Genomic DNA, 16,333 nt, shown 5'->3' on the forward strand with positions numbered 1-16,333 from the left:
TATTTTAAATAGATGGGAGGGGGGATTATGAGCATTTTTGTGAAAACCTTTGGCGGGACAAAAGTTATCAAGGACAATGATATCGTGAATGCAAGAGACTGGCCATCGCAAAAGGCGTTTGCCCTGTTCAGGTATCTCATTTTCAGGAGGAACGAAGAAGTGTCCGTTGAAGAGATCTACAACCTCTTTTGGGAAGACATGGATGATGCATTCGCGAAATCCAACCTGAACACCACGCTCCATATCATAAGAAAAACCACCGGAATAACAAGCGAACAGCTCTTTGTGAAGAGAGATCTCTGCTGTTTCTTCCCGGGAGATGAAATCACCATAGACGCAGATATTTTCGAAGAGTGTCACAGAAAACTGATGAAAACTACGTCAGATGCTGAACGTGAAAAGCTCCTTAAGAGGATGTTCGAGATTTACACTGGGCCATTTTTAATCGAAGACATTTTCGCAGAATGGGTTCAGGAAATCAGAGAAATCTACGAATCGTGGTACTCGGATGTTCTGAAAGAACTCTTCGAATTGTACTTGTCGAGAAAAGATTACGACGCTGCTCTTGAGATGGTAAACGCTTATTTTCAGAGAGAGCCTTACGATGAGGATATGTACTACAGAGCCATTGAAGTTCTTTTGAAAAAGGGTGATATCACGAGGGCGAAACGTGTATACGACAAACTCTCAAGTCATCTTACGGAGATAGGGATCAAGCCTCGATTGAAATTCGAAGATTTTCTCTCCAAAAGAGACTCAGAATTCATGCTGAACGGTAACAAAGCAGTGGTGGTTGATGAAAAGCTCTTTGAAAGATTCCTCTTTCTGGAGAGTCGAAGGAGAGAAAAATCTTTTGTCATCGTCGAGGTGAAACTGACAGATAAGAGTATCAGCACTGAAGATGTCTCCCAAAGATTAGCATCTCAGCTTCGAAAGGGGGACGTGATGACCTTCTCAGACGAAACTATCCGAATTCTTTTCCACTGTCCTGAACAACGTCGTCCAACAATAGAAAAACGTGTGGTAAATGCACTCGAGAAAATTGGAGTGAATAAAAACCAGTACGAAATTTCCTGAAAACACAGATCAAAAAATAGCGCCGCTACCTCGCATTTGAAGCAGCGACGCTCAAAGAAATGTACTTAATGAATGTATTGGGAGAAATGGGGATAGAGAAGGATCAAAATGAGTACCTCACCCCAACGAAAATTTTGTAGTTTGTAAAGTCATATGATACTCCCAAAAGAACAGTTATACTCTTACTGGGGTAATATCCTGCACTTAGAAACACCTCCCATGGTGTTTCCTCGAGTGTCCAGTAACTTCTGAAAGAAAGGCTCACAGAAAATCTGTTGAGTTTCAGATCCCCCCTACCCCACCAAAGTATTCCAGAGAATTTTGTGAGATCGAAGAGTGTGTACACACCAGCTGAGAGTGAAAGATTTCCCACACTGGTACGATCTGAAAATCCAGCTCCCAAGTATTTGAACCGCCAGTAGATAACCCCGAGTTTCAATTCTTCTCCAAACAGTTTCGTTTCTACAAGAAGTCCATCGGGAAAAGAAGCAGAAAAATGGATGCTTTTGTTCAACCAGAGACTTATTCTGGCTTCTGGATAAGAGGAAATCAGTATGAAACTCTCTTCAGATTTTTCTTCTTCTTTACCCATGAACTTCTCAAGCCCAGAAATATCCCCCGCGACGAAAACTTTTTCTTCAGGCGGTTTTTCTACAACGAGAGCCCTGCAGAAAACGATCATTCTGTGTTCTTTCTCATCCGTTTTGAATTTGGAATAAGCAATCGGTTGAAAATCCTCTTGAGAGATCCAGATCTTTGTTCGAAGATATGCGCCGTCCAGTTTCATTTCGATATCAGATAGAACACTTTGTTTATCCAACTGTTGTGGTGTTATCGAAAGGTACATTTCCTGCACCGTTGTCATTCCCTGTGTTACTGTAAGAATCTCCTCCCTTCCTATACGCACAACGGCCGATTTCCCGAGAACAGTCAGGATCCAGGGTTTTGAAAGAATTCTATAAGAATCGCGTATCATGGGGAATTTCACTTTTATGGAAAGTGGAAAAAACTTCAATTCTACTGTATCACTCGAGTAGTGTATTGAACCCTCGTTGGACTCATCGGTACTGAGATAGAGCTCCTCCAGAGAGACTCTAGTTCCGGTACTCTCTTTCACTTCTGCCATTACAAAATGATACATGATCATGGGCTCCGAAAACACCGTTGCAACAGTGAGAATCAGAAAGATCATCAGCGACCATTTCATGATCACTCACTTCCCTGGATTTCCGCCTTGATGAATATGTAAAGTTCTTTCTGGGAATCCTTTTTCGTCGTACCACCGAAGAAGTATCTTATGAGTGGAATCTTGTTCAGTATGGGTACACCGGAACTGGTCTGGGCGCTGTCTTCGATGGTGGCGCCGGAAATCACAACGGTCTGACCATTTTTCAGGAAAAGTGTTGTAGAGAGTTCGTTCTGTTTTACAACGAATGCTCCGAGTTTTTCTCCTGCAAAGTGACTGACCTTTGGCGAGAGTGTAAGCTCGAGTTCTTCTTTGTCCATCACACGTGGTTGAATGTCGATACTCACTCCAACGTCTATGGACTCGATCCTGCTCACCGCTCCCTCAGCCTCAAGGAGAACCACCTGTCTTTCTCCCAAGAAGAGAGAAGCTTTTTCTCCACTCTTCACGATGATCCAGGGGTCTGCTGTGATCTTTGCTTTCTGATTCTCTTCGAGAAGTTTCAGCTTCGCTAGGATCTGACCAAAGACATCCGTCTGAATATTGATGAGTCCTGTTACCAGACCGAGAGTAGCCGCCCAGTTCTCGTTGAATTCCTGATCAGAACCGAAGGAGTAATCTAAACTGTTCAATCCCAGCTCGTTCGAGTAATCTTTGGAAACTTCTGTGACGATCACGCTGATTTTCACCTGTGGTATCGGGATGTCTATCTTCTTGAGATCTTCCTCGAACTCCTGCGTGATCTCTTCAGGTGCTGTGATGGTTACCATGTTGTTCTTCTCGTTGAATTTGACGTAACTCCTGTAAACTACTGGTAGAAGTTCCTGGACGTCGGCTGTGGTTATGTATTTCAGCTTGTAGGTCTTTGTAACTGCAAGGTATCTGAATGCAGGATTCGCCGGGTCCGGTGATCCCACAAAATAAAAGCCGTCCATCTTCTTGAAAACGTATCCTCCAGGCATGAGGATCATCTTCAGTGCCTGTTCCAGGGGTACTTCGTTTAGCTCCATAGTGATGAAACCAGTCACAGTCGTGTCCGCTATGATTGGAATTCCTGTCTGCGCGGATATATCAGCGAGAGCATCCAGAATGTAGGTGTCCTGGAATATGTTGCTCACCAGGGGTTCCTCCTGTGCCGTCATCACCGCTGTTATCAACACGAATAAAACGAAACCGAGTTTTCTCATTCCCCATTCCTCCCTTCCATCCGGAAAGACTTTCTCAAAACGATCGGTGCCCTACCGTAGTCGCACCTCGCGAGCAGTTCGTACTGTCCCTCTTCCAACACGACTGGTATGAAGATGCTGAAGATCCTCTTCGTTCCTGGAAGCACAGGATTCGTTGACGAGATCTCTTCCTGAATGAGACTTTCCATTTTCTCCGGTATTATGAGACCTTCGTTCGTCACCTGCTGAGACGTGATCCTGTTCAAACCGAAAGTGATCTTTGGCAGAAGATGATAGTTCCCCGTGTTCTCAAAGACGATGTCCGCGTAAATACCATCTTCCTTCACGGTGTAAACCAGATCGGCGCTTGCTTCTTTAGTTATATCTTCGTCTCTTCCAGCGAACACAAGAAGATTTGCCCCCACTTCCGTCTGTAAATCGCCTTCTGTTTTGAAGACCACATCCGCGTAGTAACCTCCCGTGAAATCTTTTGGAATTCTCACGGCGACACGTACGTTCCTGGACTGTCCAGGTCTCAAGCTGAAAGAAGATGGAGTGAGGTTGATCCAGTTAGGAGGAGTACCCCTTTCTTCTTCCGGAAGGATCTCTCCGTAGAGGTCGTAAACCAGAGGCAAGATCTTTCCTTCCACCTGAAGGGTTTCTTCTCCCAGATTCGATACTTTCACTATCGATGATCGGTAAGATCCTGGAACAGCTTTGATTTCGATGTCTGCTGGATCTACTGTGATCATCACAGGATTTGCTTCCTTCTTCTCTTCTTCGGTTTCCACTTTTTCTGAAGTTACTGTGAAGGTGGTCTCTACCACGATCGGTCTTCTTCCACCGTAATCGACAACGGCTCTTGCGACGTATTCTCCGGGAGGAAAGAATCTTCTTGTGATCGTTCTCATATTAACCGTGCTGTCGGGGAGAACAATACCTCTTCCCCCACCAAGCGGCATCTTCGCTATTGTTCGACCTTCTTTTGTCTTTATCGTGAGTGTGCCTTTCGCGACGATGTGAACGTTGCTCTTGTTCAAAACACCGAGCGTGAAGACAAGGGCACCGTTTCCAATCTGCATCCTTATTGAAGGAATGTCATCTGATCTTTCCACTTTGAAGTAAGCGGGAAATGCTTCCACCCTCTGACTTGTTCCGGAGACAACAACTTCTAAAAAACTCGCCATCCTGTATTTGAATTCGATCTCACCATATGCTCCCTCTTCAGGGGGTCGTTGTGTCTCCCGCGATTGAGGTGTTTGGATTTCAAAGGTAACGGCACCGTAGAGTCCTCCAGAAGCACCCCTTGGAACGTTCACCGTGACGATGATCGTTTTGGTTTCTTGGGGAGGAACGGTGATCGTGTCGGGTTCCACCTTCACCCATCTTGCGATCGAATATTTTGTGCTTCCCGGCTGTTTCAGGTCGTACGCTCCATCCTCAGTTTCTGTTATGTCCATCACCATCGCTTTCAGTGTGATGGATTCGAATTCGCTGTCGTTCTCCAGGAAAATTTCGTAGCTGAAACTCGTTCCCGGGTTCACGGTTTTACTCACCACAATGGGATCCATTCGAACGGAGATACCCTGCGCGAGAAAAACACTACTCATCAGAATCAGAACAATTAAACTTATCCTTCTCATCCCCATCACTCTCCCATAAAAAATAAAAGGCGAGGGAAGCCCCTCGCCTTCCTTTTTTGAAAGATTTATCTCTGGCTGTTCACGTATTCTTCAAGATCTTCCACGTAGTTTCCTTCCTCGTCGATCCAAGGTTTCTGGTTTTTAAGCGTGAGTATAATTGTGCCGCTATCTCTGTAAGTGGATGCACTGTTGCACCTTTCAACATGAATTCTATTCCAGAGTTTGTAGGTCGCACCGTTATGGAGAATTTGGCTGTCAGGTACCAGTAGGGTCACGTCGTTGAGATTTGGAGCGGGTGTCCATATATCTTCTGGTATGGGAAGCTGTGGTCCGAACGCGTAGTCCACTTCGATCGTGTCGTCAACACTTGTACCCGTTGCGTATTTCAAGTGATCAAATCCACTGAATCTGATCTCAAGATCGCTGTTGCTCTGAAGAGTTGCTGTTATACAGTTGGCAACGTAGATTCCAGGTTTTCTCACAAACCAGGTCCACTTCGTTCCTGTGAGGCTCCATTTCACCCATTGGGCAACCTGAACTTCCAAAGTCATGGGAATTTCCCATACATGCCTGTTACAACTTCCGCTCATTCCTTCACTGATAAACGCTCTTGCGTTGTCAGTATTACCCTCGTATGCGTAAACCGGTACTTCTTGCTGGGCAAAAAACAAAGAACCCACTATCAAAACCATCGTTATCAACAGAAGTCTTCTCATATCAATCCCCTCCTCAATTGTTCGCGATGTAACACTTTACCAACTTACCTTTCGTTGGTCACGTAATTTTCCAGATTTTCTACGTAGTTTCCTTCTTCGTCGATCCATGGTTTCTGATTCTGAAGTGTGAGATAGATATACCCGGTGTCTCTGTAGGTAGATGCGCTGTTACATTCAACTACCTTGATCCTGTTCCACAGATAGAAGGTCATACCATTGTGGAGTTCCTGGCTGTCTGTCAGCGTGTAGGAAAGATTGTTCACCTCAGGTGCTCTTACCCAGCTTTCAGGATTTGGTATTCCTTCATCGGTCATAACGGTGTAGTACGCTTCAATCTCCGGGTTGACACTGCTTGTTCCTGTGTAGGTTGGGTCATCAAAGCCGCTGAAAGTCACCAAAACATCTCCATTGCTGGCAACGGTCCCCACGATAGCGTTTGCGTAGTAGTCTCCAGGTTTTCTCACAAACCAGGTCCATTTCGTTGCGTTCAGACTCCACTCGAGCCATTGAGCAACCTGAACCTCTGTTGTGAATTCAATCTGCCACTCAGGTTTGTTACAAGATCCATCCTTAGGGAACGCACTAAAAGCTCTTGCCAGATCGTTTGTTGCTGGCAGATTGATATACTGGCCATCCTCGTACTTCCAAACTTCGAGTGGTGTCTGTGCCAGTACAAAAGAAAACAGTGCTCCCATAAGAACTAACCAAAGTAACTTTCTCATACAAACCCCTCCTTCTACTCACCTTATGGTGAGGTATCGACGTACAGTTTAGAGTTGTTGATGGTGAAGGTTATAACGCCTGCGCTGGTGTAGATGTTCGTTGACAGAGTCTTTGGAACGTTGATTTTTTGCCACAGAGAAAATCTGTCTTCCAGAAAACTGAGGTCATCAAACCACTCTGTAGGAATCTCGTCACCATAGGCCACTTTCAGATCCACACTATCTTTTTCGTTCGAAGGATCGGGAAAATTCACGTAGATTGAAAGGTATGTGTTTGCTTCAACTTCCAGCACTTTCGCGACGTACACGCCGGGTTTCTTCACAAACCAAGTGACCTTTGTACCGCTCAGATGGATCTCTAGGCACTGCGAGAGCCTTCCTCCCCATGCGGTTTCTTCTCTCCCACTGCTGCTACTCACAACTCCATGAAGGAGAATGTAGTATTTGTTGTTCAGCCTGTTCAACCTGGTGAAACTGTTCTGGAAGAGAAAAGAGAGAGGAACTTTGAAGATGTAGATGCTCACGGGTGGGTCAAACTCTTCCTTAAACGGAAACTGACCCGGCGCTTGATTCCCATCGGGCTCTTCGGAGAGAACGTTGAGGTGTGTTTCTTCCAGATTCCACTCATCGTCGATATCCACTCTGACGTAGAGATATTCTGAATCGTTCCAGACGGTGACGGTTCCCACCACCGTGTCCTGACCTGCCCAGAAGCTGAAAAGTTTCTCCCCATCTCCCAGTTCGTATTCCATGTAGTAATACCACTGACCTTTTCCACGATAAGAGTTCATTTCAACAACACTCCCTGTGGTTTGTCTCTGAGCAGATGGGAGAACGAACACGTCTTCCTTGATCTCTTTTTCCCATCTTCCGAGTTCTTTGTTATACTTGTACATCGTTGTAGAAAAAGAAAGAGCGAAAAGAAAAACAATGAAAACTCCCAATCCCCACCTTCTCACGGTACCGCCTCCTACGTTTCAAACTCTATTCAAAAGAATGAAACAGGGTTGAAATTGGAAGAAATTTTCAATGAGTGTTTAATGAAAAAACAATAAAAACTGGTAGACTTTTAACGGGAGGTGAGAGGCGTGGAAGTGAAGATAGAAAAGCCCACCCCTGAAAAACTCAAGGAACTCGGTGTGGAGAGATGGCCCATCTGGGAAAAAGAGGTCAGTGAGTTCAACTGGTACTACGACACAAACGAGACCTGCTACATACTGGAAGGCAAGGTGGAAGTCATAACAGAAGATGGAAAAAAGTACGTCATAGAGAAGGGTGACCTTGTCACCTTCCCGAAAGGTTTGAGGTGCAGGTGGAAGGTTATAGAGCCAGTCAGAAAGCACTACAACCTCTTCTGAACTTGAAACCTTCCGGAAAGTGTTGTAGAATACTGATGCACCACGCTAGGCGGGGGGCTGGCGGTCCCCTGTACCCGAAATCCGCCGTACGCGGGGCCGAATTCCCACCCGAGGCTCTTCGGGTCGGGAAACGGCGTGACTCGGGGGCGGTGAAGACCGGGTCCCACGCAACGGGGCCCTGTGAACCTGGTCAGGCCCGGAAGGGAGCAGCCATAAGCAGGTGTCTCCGTGTGCCGTGGGGGAGCCCGGTCGGAGCTTTCCGATCACGCACGCCCCGGTCTGGAGAAGTCGACGGTGGGTGCGTGGTGCATTTTTCTTCTGGCTACTCCCTCGTTGAAACGTTAGCCCTCATGTTCTGCATCTGCACGGTTGTGATGGTAGGCCTTTTCTCCCTGTCTCTTGCCATGAAAACACGCGCCCGCCTCGTTTACGACATCGATCTTCTAACCGACGAATTCTACGCGGTGGATTTTATGAGACACGAATACGAGGTGAAAGCCGCGGCGTCTTCTTCTGTTTCTGTCACATTGAACAGTTTGATTTTTAACGCGAACTACGATAAAAAGAGTGGAAAGATTTCTTATCTTGTGATGTTCAAGGACGGCCTGTACAAAATCGTTCGTTTCGGTCTGAGCGGAGAGGGAAACAACTACCTGATAGAAACAAAAAAGGAAATTCACTTTTCACAGGAAGGGAAGGTATTCTCCGTAACAATAGGAGACACTATCTATGACCTTGGGATCTCAGAGTAGCCCTCTGTGTTTTATGAAGTAGTAGACGATGATCCAGCTACCCAGCATCACTTTCAGGTACACCACCATGTTCGCCGGAACTATGAGGTTTCTTCCCGGGATTATCAGAACAACGAGGAAAAGAAAAACGATCATGATGAACTTCTCCAGAAAGTACGCTTGCGTTCTTTCGAACTTCCTCTCGAAGTTTTCAAAATCTTCCACCATGGCGATCAGAGCGAGCGCCGTTCCACCCGCAACCCCAGCAGAGAATCCACCGCCTGGACTCACATGGCCTTCGAGGGCAAGGTACAGCGATCCCACGAGGAGAAAGAACGCTATGAATCTGGCGAAGATCCTGATAGTGACGTCCGATATGCCTTTTATCTCCTCTGGAGTAGGAAGGTAGGCCATGTGGAGAGAAACTCCAAGCACTGCGAGCGAGAAAACAAGAACCTCGAAGACAGTATCGTACACCCTGTTCAGAAGGTAGATCTGGGTGATGGGATTTTTCACCACGGGGTTTTCAAAGTTCACTTGAACCTTTTCGAAACTTCCGTTCAACAGAACAACAAAACAAAAAACAACGAAGATGGTGATCCACATCCATTTCATCCGATCTCCTCCCCAAAGTATTTCTTTTTCAATTCTTCTACGAACTCCTTTTCGGTTCTGAGAAATTCCCTGAATCTCATTTTCAACTCCTCGTCCGCGAAAAGAATGTGGTAGCTCCCATCTCTGTGTAAAACGTGATTCAACTGCTCGCCTCTGTACACCCTCTCTGTGTACCTCAGCAGATCGAGTTTTTCATCCTCGAGGTAGAAGATCTTTGTTTCCAGATAACCTTTTTTGTCTTCACTGAACACTCCGCCACAGGCAACGTCCACTTTTCCATCGTTCAAAGCCTCAAGGAGATCTTCCAAAGAGGAAAACTCGACGAATTCTGATCTGTAGTCGTACTTCTCACAGAACCTCTTCAGAAGTTCGTATTCGAAACCCATGAACGCCTCTCCCAATTTCTCGAACAGGAGCCTGACGGGTGTGAAACCGATCTTCACTCGATCTCTCGATTTCAGAGCGATCAAATAAACAAGGGTGGTGAGAAGCGCTCCAAGGAGGGCCTCCGCGATGGCCACGTCGGGAGAAGAAAACAGTGTGTACAGAAGAACCGCAAGAACGCTCAAAGCCGTTCTTCCAATGACCGCGTTCAATCTTATCGGGGTGAAGATCGTGTACAGAGATACAGAGACCATCAGAATCAGTACCAGATTTTCTATCAAGACGATCCCTCCGTGTACATGCGCGCTATAACGTGTGAAACGAAAGGTCCCCATACGAGAAGGAGTACCACCATGAGGATCGTTCTCGAAACGTCTTCCCAGAAGTTGAGTACAATGAAAAGGGATCCCACCGTGTCTGAAATTCCTATGAGATGGATCTTCAGAAAGAAGTCTTTTTTCAGAAGAGAAAGGAGAGTGCCGAGAAACATCAAAACCACACCGACGTATATCATTCTCTGTTCCTCCTCAGAAAGTAGGAGAACAAGATGACTCCGCTTCCACCGGCGAGCAGATAGAACACCGCGACGTCTCTTGCCTGAGATAGCCCCGGAACGAGGTACGAAAGAGCGTAGATCAAAACACCGACCTTCGTCGAGAGCGACGAAATCCCCAGAAGTTTTTCCCACTGGTTTTTCCCCAGAAGCACCTGAAGAACGCTCAAGATCAACGGAGAAACAAGAAGCCATCTCATGTTTTTCTCTCCCCCACCTGGTGGACTACCATGTAACCTTCCTCCGAGACTATCACCAGTGTTTTCGGAGTGAGGGTGATAGTAAGTGTTTTTTCGAGTTCCTCCCACTCATCTTTCACCGGAACTTCGTAAGCCTTTTTAGCCTCGTTGTGGAAGAGCAAAACCAGGATCGATTCAAAAACCGCTTTTGGAACGTTGTAGAAGAGTTTCAACACAAGAAAGGGAAACTTCTCAAAGTGGATGGGCCTTGTGAAGATGTACGTGACAACGCTCATCAAGCTTCCAAGTACGATTGTTGTCAGAGTCGCTTTCTGAGACAAAACCATGAAGAAAACGGTTCCCGTTATCACAGCGACAAGAAAAGACAAGCCACCACCCCCAGAAGATAGACCCCGAGCATGGACTCGAAGTCTTCAAGCGGATATTTTTCTATCTTCAAATTCTTGAAGAGAAAATGAACCAGAACCCCCGCACCCATTAAGAGGCAGCTTTCAAGAGCCTTTCCCCAATTTGCAAAGTAGAGTCCTATCGTCAGAGAAGCAATGAACAGAACGAGATTGTACACCCCTGGTAATTTCTTTCTTTTGAATTCAAAAGGTTTCAGAAGAAATTTCCAGAAAGAAGCCGCGGTGCCAACAAAAACAACTTCCATCAAGATCTTCTCCCATCTGTGAAGCTGTTCGAGAACCAGATTCTTCGAAAAACCCGCAAGGCCTGGAAATCCCATGATCGAAAGACTTGCCAGTGAAAGTGACAGCCACGTCCAGAAATCGAGCCTTTTCCACTTCGTCACATCCCTTTCTGGAAGTTCATCTTTCAAAAGAAAAAGCCAGGATTTAAAAATTCCATGTGCGAGGGCGTATACAGAAGCGGTGATGGGGGACGCAAGGACGATCCCTATCTGTGAAAGGGTACTGTAAGCAAGAATCCTCTTGTAATCTTTCGAAAGAAAGGCAAACAAAACACCTGAAAGCGCCGAAAAAATGGCAAAGATCTTCACCACATTCCAATTCACCACGTGTTCCAGCCGAACGAGCGCGTACACAGCACTCTTCACAACGACACCGGATAGAACCGCTGAAACGGGTGTTTCTGCCTCCGAATGAACCTGTGGAAGCCACATACTGAAGAGGAACACACCAGCTCTCAAAAGAAGTCCAACCGCAACGAGAGCGGAGGCAAACGAATCAACCTTCAAGATGTCAGAGATCGAGAGTGTGCCGTTTTCCGCGTATAGAACACCGATTCCTATCAGGTACAAATTCATACCAACAGTCCCCAGGATCAGATACTTGAAAGCGGACCAGTACTGAATCTTCTTTTTTCCCTCCACGACGAGAAGGAAGGTAATGAGGGATATCACCTCAACTGTAACGTATATGTTGAAAAGATCGTAACTCACGAACGCAAGGTTCAACGCTCCAAGAAGTATCAGAAGAAGGTTCGAAAGACTGACGTTCAGGTCTTTCGTGAAGACAGCGAGAAGAACCACAGCTGTGAGGATGAGAAAGAAATACGATGTCTGATCTAACAGAAGGTGAACGCCGAAATTTCCGGTCAAAACAAGATCGAAACGATATCCTAAAAGCATCATCGTGACTACGAAAAGAAGATTCACCAGTGTTGCCCACCAAGGAGCTTTCCTCTTCAAGAAGAAAAAGACAATCCCAAGCGATACAATGAGGAAATTGTAAACGAGAAAGATCACTCTTTCTTTCCTCCTCCTTCTCTGTCGAGCCTGTCGGAAGAAACAGAAGAGTACTTGGAAGCGATCACGCTCGCAGTGGTGACAAGGAGCGCTACGGTGGCGAACCCTATCACTATCGATGTGATGATCAGAGCCTGTGGGACAGGGTCGGCTGAGTTCTGTTGAAACGGTATCGGAACAGCTTCCCCCTGCTTTCTGGAGATGAGGACAAAGAAGCTGACAACACCCGTTCCCATGATATCTAGCGAGATGATTTTCTTTATCAGATCTCTGTTGATCAGAACTCCTAAGAGTCCAATCAGGACAAGAAGAAGAGTCAACCGTTCAGCCACTTCTCGATCACCTCTTTTCCAGTAAAGAAGAGAGCGTCCGCGTAAGAAAGGTCATCGAATCTGAATTCATCTCCCACTTCTACTTCTGCACTTTCGAACCAGACGAGGTAATTCTCCGGAACAAAAATCCTCGATGGTTTCAAACTTTCAATCACCTTCTTCATCGTTTTCTTCCGCACTCTGTCACCGAGAGATGGATCGAATGGCCCCGCGACCACGTACTTTCTCAGCTCAACAGGAACGTGATATCCTATTCTGATCACCTTTGTCCCCCAGCCCTCAAAAATGCAGACTAGATCAGAACAAATATCTACCACTTCTTCGACATTCAAAGGTGTGTACTCTCCTTCTTCCATCACCCTGTGGAGTTCCGTTCCTTCAAAAACGAGTGTCGGGTGTATTCTCACCATATCCGCTCCACATTCCACGGTCCTCAGCGCGGACAGAATTTCCCCTTTTCGATCACTTCCCGGAAGTCCTACCATCAGATGAACACTGAGAATAAATCCGTTCTTTTTGATGAGTTTGCAGGCTTTTTCAGCTTCCTCGGAGGTGTATCCTCTCTTCGACCTCTCGAGCACCTCATCCAAGAAAGACTGTACTCCCACTTCGATCATGTTCACACCGTATTTCTTCAGAATCTTCAGTTTTCTTTCGTTTATCTCATCCGGGCGCGTCGAGACCCTGATCGACTTCACCACAGAAAATCTCTTCACGAAACTCAAGTACTCTTCCATCTTTTCCTCTGAAAGACCGGTGAACGTTCCTCCGTAGAATCCCAGTTCGTATCCATTCGACGTTCTGGAGTACTCTTCTATGATTCGCGCGATATCATCAAGAGACGGGATTTTTGTCTGTCCCGTGGCTTTTATTTGATCACAGAAGACACATCTTTTCTTACAACCTGCGTATGGAAGAAAAATGGGAATTATCTTCATGATCTCTCCTTCAAAAGTTTTTCGTAGGCGATTCTTGCGGCCTCCTTTTCCGCTTCTTTCTTCGTTCTGCCTCTGCCCGTGGCGATGGGCTTTTCATCCACCCTCACTTCCACAACAAAAATCCTGTCACCATCATTCTTTTCCGTTCCCACCAGCACGTATTCCGGAGGCACTTTGTGTTCGCTCTGGACTATTTCCTGGAGAGCCGTTTTGTAGTCGAAGAGCATTTCACCCTTCATGATCTTTTCTATGTAGAACTCGAATTCCTGCTCAAATAGCTCCTTTATCTTCTCATAGCCCTGATCGAGGTATATGGCAGCCAGAAGCGCTTCGAACGCATCGGCGAGTATGGAATCTCTGTCACGTCCTCCAGTTTTGTCCTCTCCCTTTCCAAGGAACAAAAACTTACCAAGGTTCATCTTTCTGGAAACAAGGGCGAGAACTTCCTCACTCGCCGCTGCGGATTTCACTCGGGCCAGGTCTCCCACTTTCGCTTCCGGATACTTTTTGTAGAGTATTTCGCACACGAAGAGTTCCAGAACGGCGTCTCCCAGAAACTCCAGCTTTTCGTTCGATTCCACGTCTTTCCTTCCCGATTGATTTTGCTCGTTCGCGTAAGAACTGTGACATAGAGCTCGAAAGAGAAGTTCTTCGTTCTTGAAGTTGATTCCAGTTTCTTTCTGAAACTCCTCCACGATTTTTCTCTCACTCTCGTTCAACGAGCATCACCTCTTTCAAAACATCACCTTCCAGCGAGCAAAGGTAGAATTTTTTCTCATCCGTATCGATGATACCAAAAGTCGGACCGACCTCAGATTTTGGAAGAGAAACCGATCCCGGATTCAAAAGTAACACCCCTTCGCACCTTTCTGCCATAGGAACGTGAGTGTGACCGAAAAGAACCACACTGCATCCATGAGCCTGTGCCATACTCGCAGGATCTCCTCTTTCGTATTCGAGCTGGTCGCCGTGAATAAGGAGCATCTTCACATCTCCCAAAAATTCCATTCCAATCCTGGGCATTTCCGGAATTTCCAGAACCCTTATGTCCACATCCGCATCACAATTTCCGCGTATGTACTTCACACGGTGTTTCTTCAAAAATGAAGTGAGTTCCTTTGGACTGTATCCCTCGGGAAGTGGATTCCGAGGACCGTGGTAGAGAACATCACCAAGATGCCAGATTTCATCGAAATTCTCCGCACTCTTCAAGGCTTTCTCTGTGAGAGACAGTGAACCGTGGGTATCCGATATCACAAGAATCCTCAAAGTCAACCCCTCCTGATAACGAACTTTCCAGATAAAACGGAAATGGAGAACAAAACAACCGTCCAGAGCAAAACGACAAAGATCGAGTGATTATCGACAGTGTGTTCCAGCTGATGCACCCTGAGGGCGTACATGGTTCTGAACACAGGCGTTGACATGGTGATTCTTCGAAGGATATCTGGCAAATTGCTTACAGGAATGGCGAAACCGCTCGAGAACAGGGATATTCCTATAACAGAAACACCAAGTATGTTTGCAAGGCTCTTGTCAGGAGAAATGGAAGAAACCAGAAAACCCACAGACGTGTGAAGAAGCGCGTTGAGAAGAATGAGTACAGACGTAATGAGGAAACCCAGGCTGTCTCCTGTCAGTATCACCGTCAGGGTGTAGGCTATGAAAGAAACGGATGCTCCAACGACGGTGTAAGCGAGTATCTTCCCGCAGGCGTATTTCCATGCCGGAAGGTTGTACACGAGGAACATCTCGTGCAGGTTCTTCTCTCTGTCGAGAAAGGTGGAGACACTCGCTAGTGATACGGTTATCAAAATTGCCGTGAAAAAGACGACGAACGGGGAGATGAGATCGGAAAATCTGAGTTCTGAATCTTTCAATGTCAATCTGGGTACGGGATAATCGGACTCTGTGAATATGTACCGAAGCACCTTGGGATCGAAGAAGGCACTCCCCTGGAAATCTGCCAGAACGGAATCGAGAACGTTGTATATCGCGGCGGCGAGGTGAAGATCGATGGGACTCGGGATGAAGATCATCTGGGTTGGCTGTTTGGAATACAGTTTCGCCGCGAAGCCCTTTGGAATAATTATGACCGCGTTCAGCTTTCCTTCTTTCAAAAGTTTTTCGTAGTTTTGATCGACTTTCACTATGTTTTCCTGTCTCAGGATGGTTCCAATGAATCTCATGACGAGGGAAGACCATATGCTGTTGTCTTCGTTGTATATTCCAAGCTTCATCGTCTGAAGGTTGTACCCCTGCATGAAGAGAAGAGAGATCAGCACAACCAGAACGGGTGCAGTGATGATCATCAGCAGTGAAGATCTTTTCTTCAAGATCCTCTTCAGTTCCACGACAGTTATCCTAAACATCGAGTTTCCACCTTCTTTCAACCTCCCTCACCACGTCTCTGTGGATTTCCTCTATGGAGCGTTTTCCATCCAGCACCACGATCCTTTCGGGATGTTCTCTGGCAAGCACGAGGTAGCCTTCCCTTACACGTTCGAGAAACTCTCTTTTTTCAAAGCGGTTGAGTTCTCCTTTTCTTTTGAGGGCCGTTTCGACGTCCACGTCTATGTAGAAAGTTAGGTCAGGAATCAGTCCATCCGTGGCAAGATCGTTCAACTCCTCCACGATCTCTTTTCCCAGGTTTCTTCCAAAACCCTGGTATGCAACACTGGAGTCCGTATATCTGTCAAGAAGAACGGCGCACCCTTCGGAAAGATACTGTTTTATTTCTGTCACAAGGAGATTTCTTGAGGCAAGGAACAGGAAGAGCTCAGCTTTGGGAGTCACTTCTTCCTCCAGAAGAATCTTTCTGATCTTCTCCCCCGTTTCCGTTCCGCCCGGCTCCCTTTTCAGGATTACTCTCTTTCCTTTCTTTTCCAGGTATTGAGCCAGAAGCCTGATCTGTGTGCTCTTCCCGGATCCGTCTATTCCTTCGAACGTTATGAACATTCCTTTCCCTCCTGGTCATAAGGATGAAAGCGACAAGATTGTTGGA

21 protein-coding genes and 1 other RNA gene are annotated in these 16,333 nt (G+C 46.3%); 4 read left to right on the top strand and 18 right to left on the bottom strand.

Annotation, left to right across the window (positions count from 1 at the left end):
• Positions 1-27: 27 nt before the first annotated feature.
• Entirely contained in the window at positions 28-1,077 is a 1,050-nt protein-coding gene (locus tag MC24_RS05915) for an AfsR/SARP family transcriptional regulator (RefSeq protein ID WP_038053438.1), read from the top strand.
• Between the two features lie 103 nt (positions 1,078-1,180).
• On the opposite strand, the gene MC24_RS05920 is transcribed toward MC24_RS05915, so the two are convergent.
• From MC24_RS05920 to MC24_RS05945, 6 genes are read right to left on the bottom strand one after another with little or no spacing between them, the layout of a single operon-like run.
• Complete coding sequence (locus tag MC24_RS05920) at positions 1,181-2,284, bottom strand: hypothetical protein (protein ID WP_038053441.1); 1,104 nt, start codon at positions 2,282-2,284, stop codon at positions 1,181-1,183.
• 2 nt (positions 2,285-2,286) lie between these two features.
• Entirely contained in the window at positions 2,287-3,450 is a 1,164-nt protein-coding gene (locus tag MC24_RS05925; protein ID WP_038053444.1) for a type II secretion system protein GspD, read from the bottom strand.
• Positions 3,447-5,078 carry a hypothetical protein gene (locus MC24_RS05930; protein ID WP_038053448.1) on the bottom strand — a complete coding sequence of 544 codons (1,632 nt, stop codon included), beginning with the start codon at positions 5,076-5,078 and terminating at the stop codon, positions 3,447-3,449. Before MC24_RS05930 ends, MC24_RS05925 begins: the two co-directional genes overlap by 4 nt.
• A 59-nt stretch (positions 5,079-5,137) precedes the next feature.
• Positions 5,138-5,788, bottom strand: a complete 651-nt coding sequence (locus tag MC24_RS05935; protein WP_038053451.1) for a hypothetical protein — start codon at positions 5,786-5,788, stop codon at positions 5,138-5,140.
• A gap of 44 nt (positions 5,789-5,832) precedes the next feature.
• Positions 5,833-6,510: a hypothetical protein gene (locus MC24_RS05940; RefSeq protein WP_038053453.1), complete on the bottom strand. Its 678-nt coding sequence runs from the start codon at positions 6,508-6,510 to the stop codon at positions 5,833-5,835.
• Positions 6,511-6,533: 23 nt separating this feature from the next.
• Complete coding sequence (locus MC24_RS05945; RefSeq protein WP_038053456.1) at positions 6,534-7,469, bottom strand: hypothetical protein; 936 nt, start codon at positions 7,467-7,469, stop codon at positions 6,534-6,536.
• Positions 7,470-7,598: 129 nt separating this feature from the next.
• Here MC24_RS05945 and MC24_RS05950 point away from each other — a divergent pair, with 129 nt between their 5' ends.
• From MC24_RS05950 to MC24_RS05955, 3 genes are all read left to right on the top strand, one after another.
• The gene (locus tag MC24_RS05950; protein ID WP_008195658.1) at positions 7,599-7,868 is read left to right on the top strand and encodes a cupin domain-containing protein; all 270 of its coding nucleotides are present in this window, start codon (positions 7,599-7,601) and stop codon (positions 7,866-7,868) included.
• A gap of 40 nt (positions 7,869-7,908) precedes the next feature.
• An RNA gene (gene ffs, locus MC24_RS09360) (signal recognition particle sRNA large type) lies at positions 7,909-8,174 on the top strand.
• The gene (locus MC24_RS05955; RefSeq protein WP_008195660.1) at positions 8,174-8,620 is read left to right on the top strand and encodes a hypothetical protein; all 447 of its coding nucleotides are present in this window, start codon (positions 8,174-8,176) and stop codon (positions 8,618-8,620) included. Before ffs ends, MC24_RS05955 begins: the two co-directional genes overlap by 1 nt.
• On the opposite strand, the gene MC24_RS05960 is transcribed toward MC24_RS05955, so the two are convergent.
• From MC24_RS05960 to tmk, 12 genes are read right to left on the bottom strand one after another with little or no spacing between them, the layout of a single operon-like run.
• Entirely contained in the window at positions 8,612-9,214 is a 603-nt protein-coding gene (locus MC24_RS05960; RefSeq protein ID WP_038053459.1) for a Na(+)/H(+) antiporter subunit B, read from the bottom strand. The genes MC24_RS05955 and MC24_RS05960 overlap by 9 nt on opposite strands.
• A complete protein-coding gene (locus tag MC24_RS05965) occupies positions 9,211-9,879 on the bottom strand; it encodes a Na(+)/H(+) antiporter subunit B (RefSeq protein WP_038053461.1) in 669 nt (222 codons plus the stop codon). The genes MC24_RS05960 and MC24_RS05965 overlap by 4 nt, the downstream gene beginning before the upstream one ends.
• Complete coding sequence (locus tag MC24_RS05970; RefSeq protein WP_029682903.1) at positions 9,876-10,112, bottom strand: monovalent cation/H(+) antiporter subunit G; 237 nt, start codon at positions 10,110-10,112, stop codon at positions 9,876-9,878. Before MC24_RS05970 ends, MC24_RS05965 begins: the two co-directional genes overlap by 4 nt.
• Positions 10,109-10,351 carry a hypothetical protein gene (locus MC24_RS05975; RefSeq protein ID WP_029682904.1) on the bottom strand — a complete coding sequence of 81 codons (243 nt, stop codon included), beginning with the start codon at positions 10,349-10,351 and terminating at the stop codon, positions 10,109-10,111. The genes MC24_RS05970 and MC24_RS05975 overlap by 4 nt, the downstream gene beginning before the upstream one ends.
• Positions 10,348-10,719, bottom strand: a complete 372-nt coding sequence (locus tag MC24_RS05980; protein ID WP_038053466.1) for a Na+/H+ antiporter subunit E — start codon at positions 10,717-10,719, stop codon at positions 10,348-10,350. Before MC24_RS05980 ends, MC24_RS05975 begins: the two co-directional genes overlap by 4 nt.
• Entirely contained in the window at positions 10,698-12,059 is a 1,362-nt protein-coding gene (locus MC24_RS05985; RefSeq protein WP_038053469.1) for a cation:proton antiporter, read from the bottom strand. Before MC24_RS05985 ends, MC24_RS05980 begins: the two co-directional genes overlap by 22 nt.
• On the bottom strand, positions 12,056-12,391 hold the full coding sequence (locus MC24_RS05990) for a sodium:proton antiporter (protein ID WP_156105072.1): 336 nt from the start codon (positions 12,389-12,391) through the stop codon (positions 12,056-12,058). The genes MC24_RS05985 and MC24_RS05990 overlap by 4 nt, the downstream gene beginning before the upstream one ends.
• A complete protein-coding gene (locus MC24_RS05995; RefSeq protein WP_038053473.1) occupies positions 12,376-13,329 on the bottom strand; it encodes an elongator complex protein 3 in 954 nt (317 codons plus the stop codon). The genes MC24_RS05990 and MC24_RS05995 overlap by 16 nt, the downstream gene beginning before the upstream one ends.
• A complete protein-coding gene (gene rnc, locus MC24_RS06000; RefSeq protein ID WP_038053475.1) occupies positions 13,326-14,048 on the bottom strand; it encodes a ribonuclease III in 723 nt (240 codons plus the stop codon). The genes MC24_RS05995 and rnc overlap by 4 nt, the downstream gene beginning before the upstream one ends.
• Positions 14,035-14,598 (bottom strand): phosphodiesterase, encoded by a 564-nt coding sequence (gene yfcE, locus MC24_RS06005; protein WP_038053477.1) that lies wholly within the window; start codon positions 14,596-14,598, stop codon positions 14,035-14,037. The genes rnc and yfcE overlap by 14 nt, the downstream gene beginning before the upstream one ends.
• A 2-nt stretch (positions 14,599-14,600) precedes the next feature.
• Positions 14,601-15,701 carry an ABC transporter permease gene (locus tag MC24_RS06010; protein ID WP_038053478.1) on the bottom strand — a complete coding sequence of 367 codons (1,101 nt, stop codon included), beginning with the start codon at positions 15,699-15,701 and terminating at the stop codon, positions 14,601-14,603.
• The gene (gene tmk, locus MC24_RS06015; protein WP_038053480.1) at positions 15,694-16,287 is read right to left on the bottom strand and encodes a dTMP kinase; all 594 of its coding nucleotides are present in this window, start codon (positions 16,285-16,287) and stop codon (positions 15,694-15,696) included. The genes MC24_RS06010 and tmk overlap by 8 nt, the downstream gene beginning before the upstream one ends.
• Positions 16,288-16,333: the final 46 nt, after the last annotated feature.

It is taken from the genome of Thermotoga sp. Mc24 (assembly GCF_000784835.1).
In the GTDB taxonomy this organism is placed as follows: domain Bacteria; phylum Thermotogota; class Thermotogae; order Thermotogales; family Thermotogaceae; genus Thermotoga.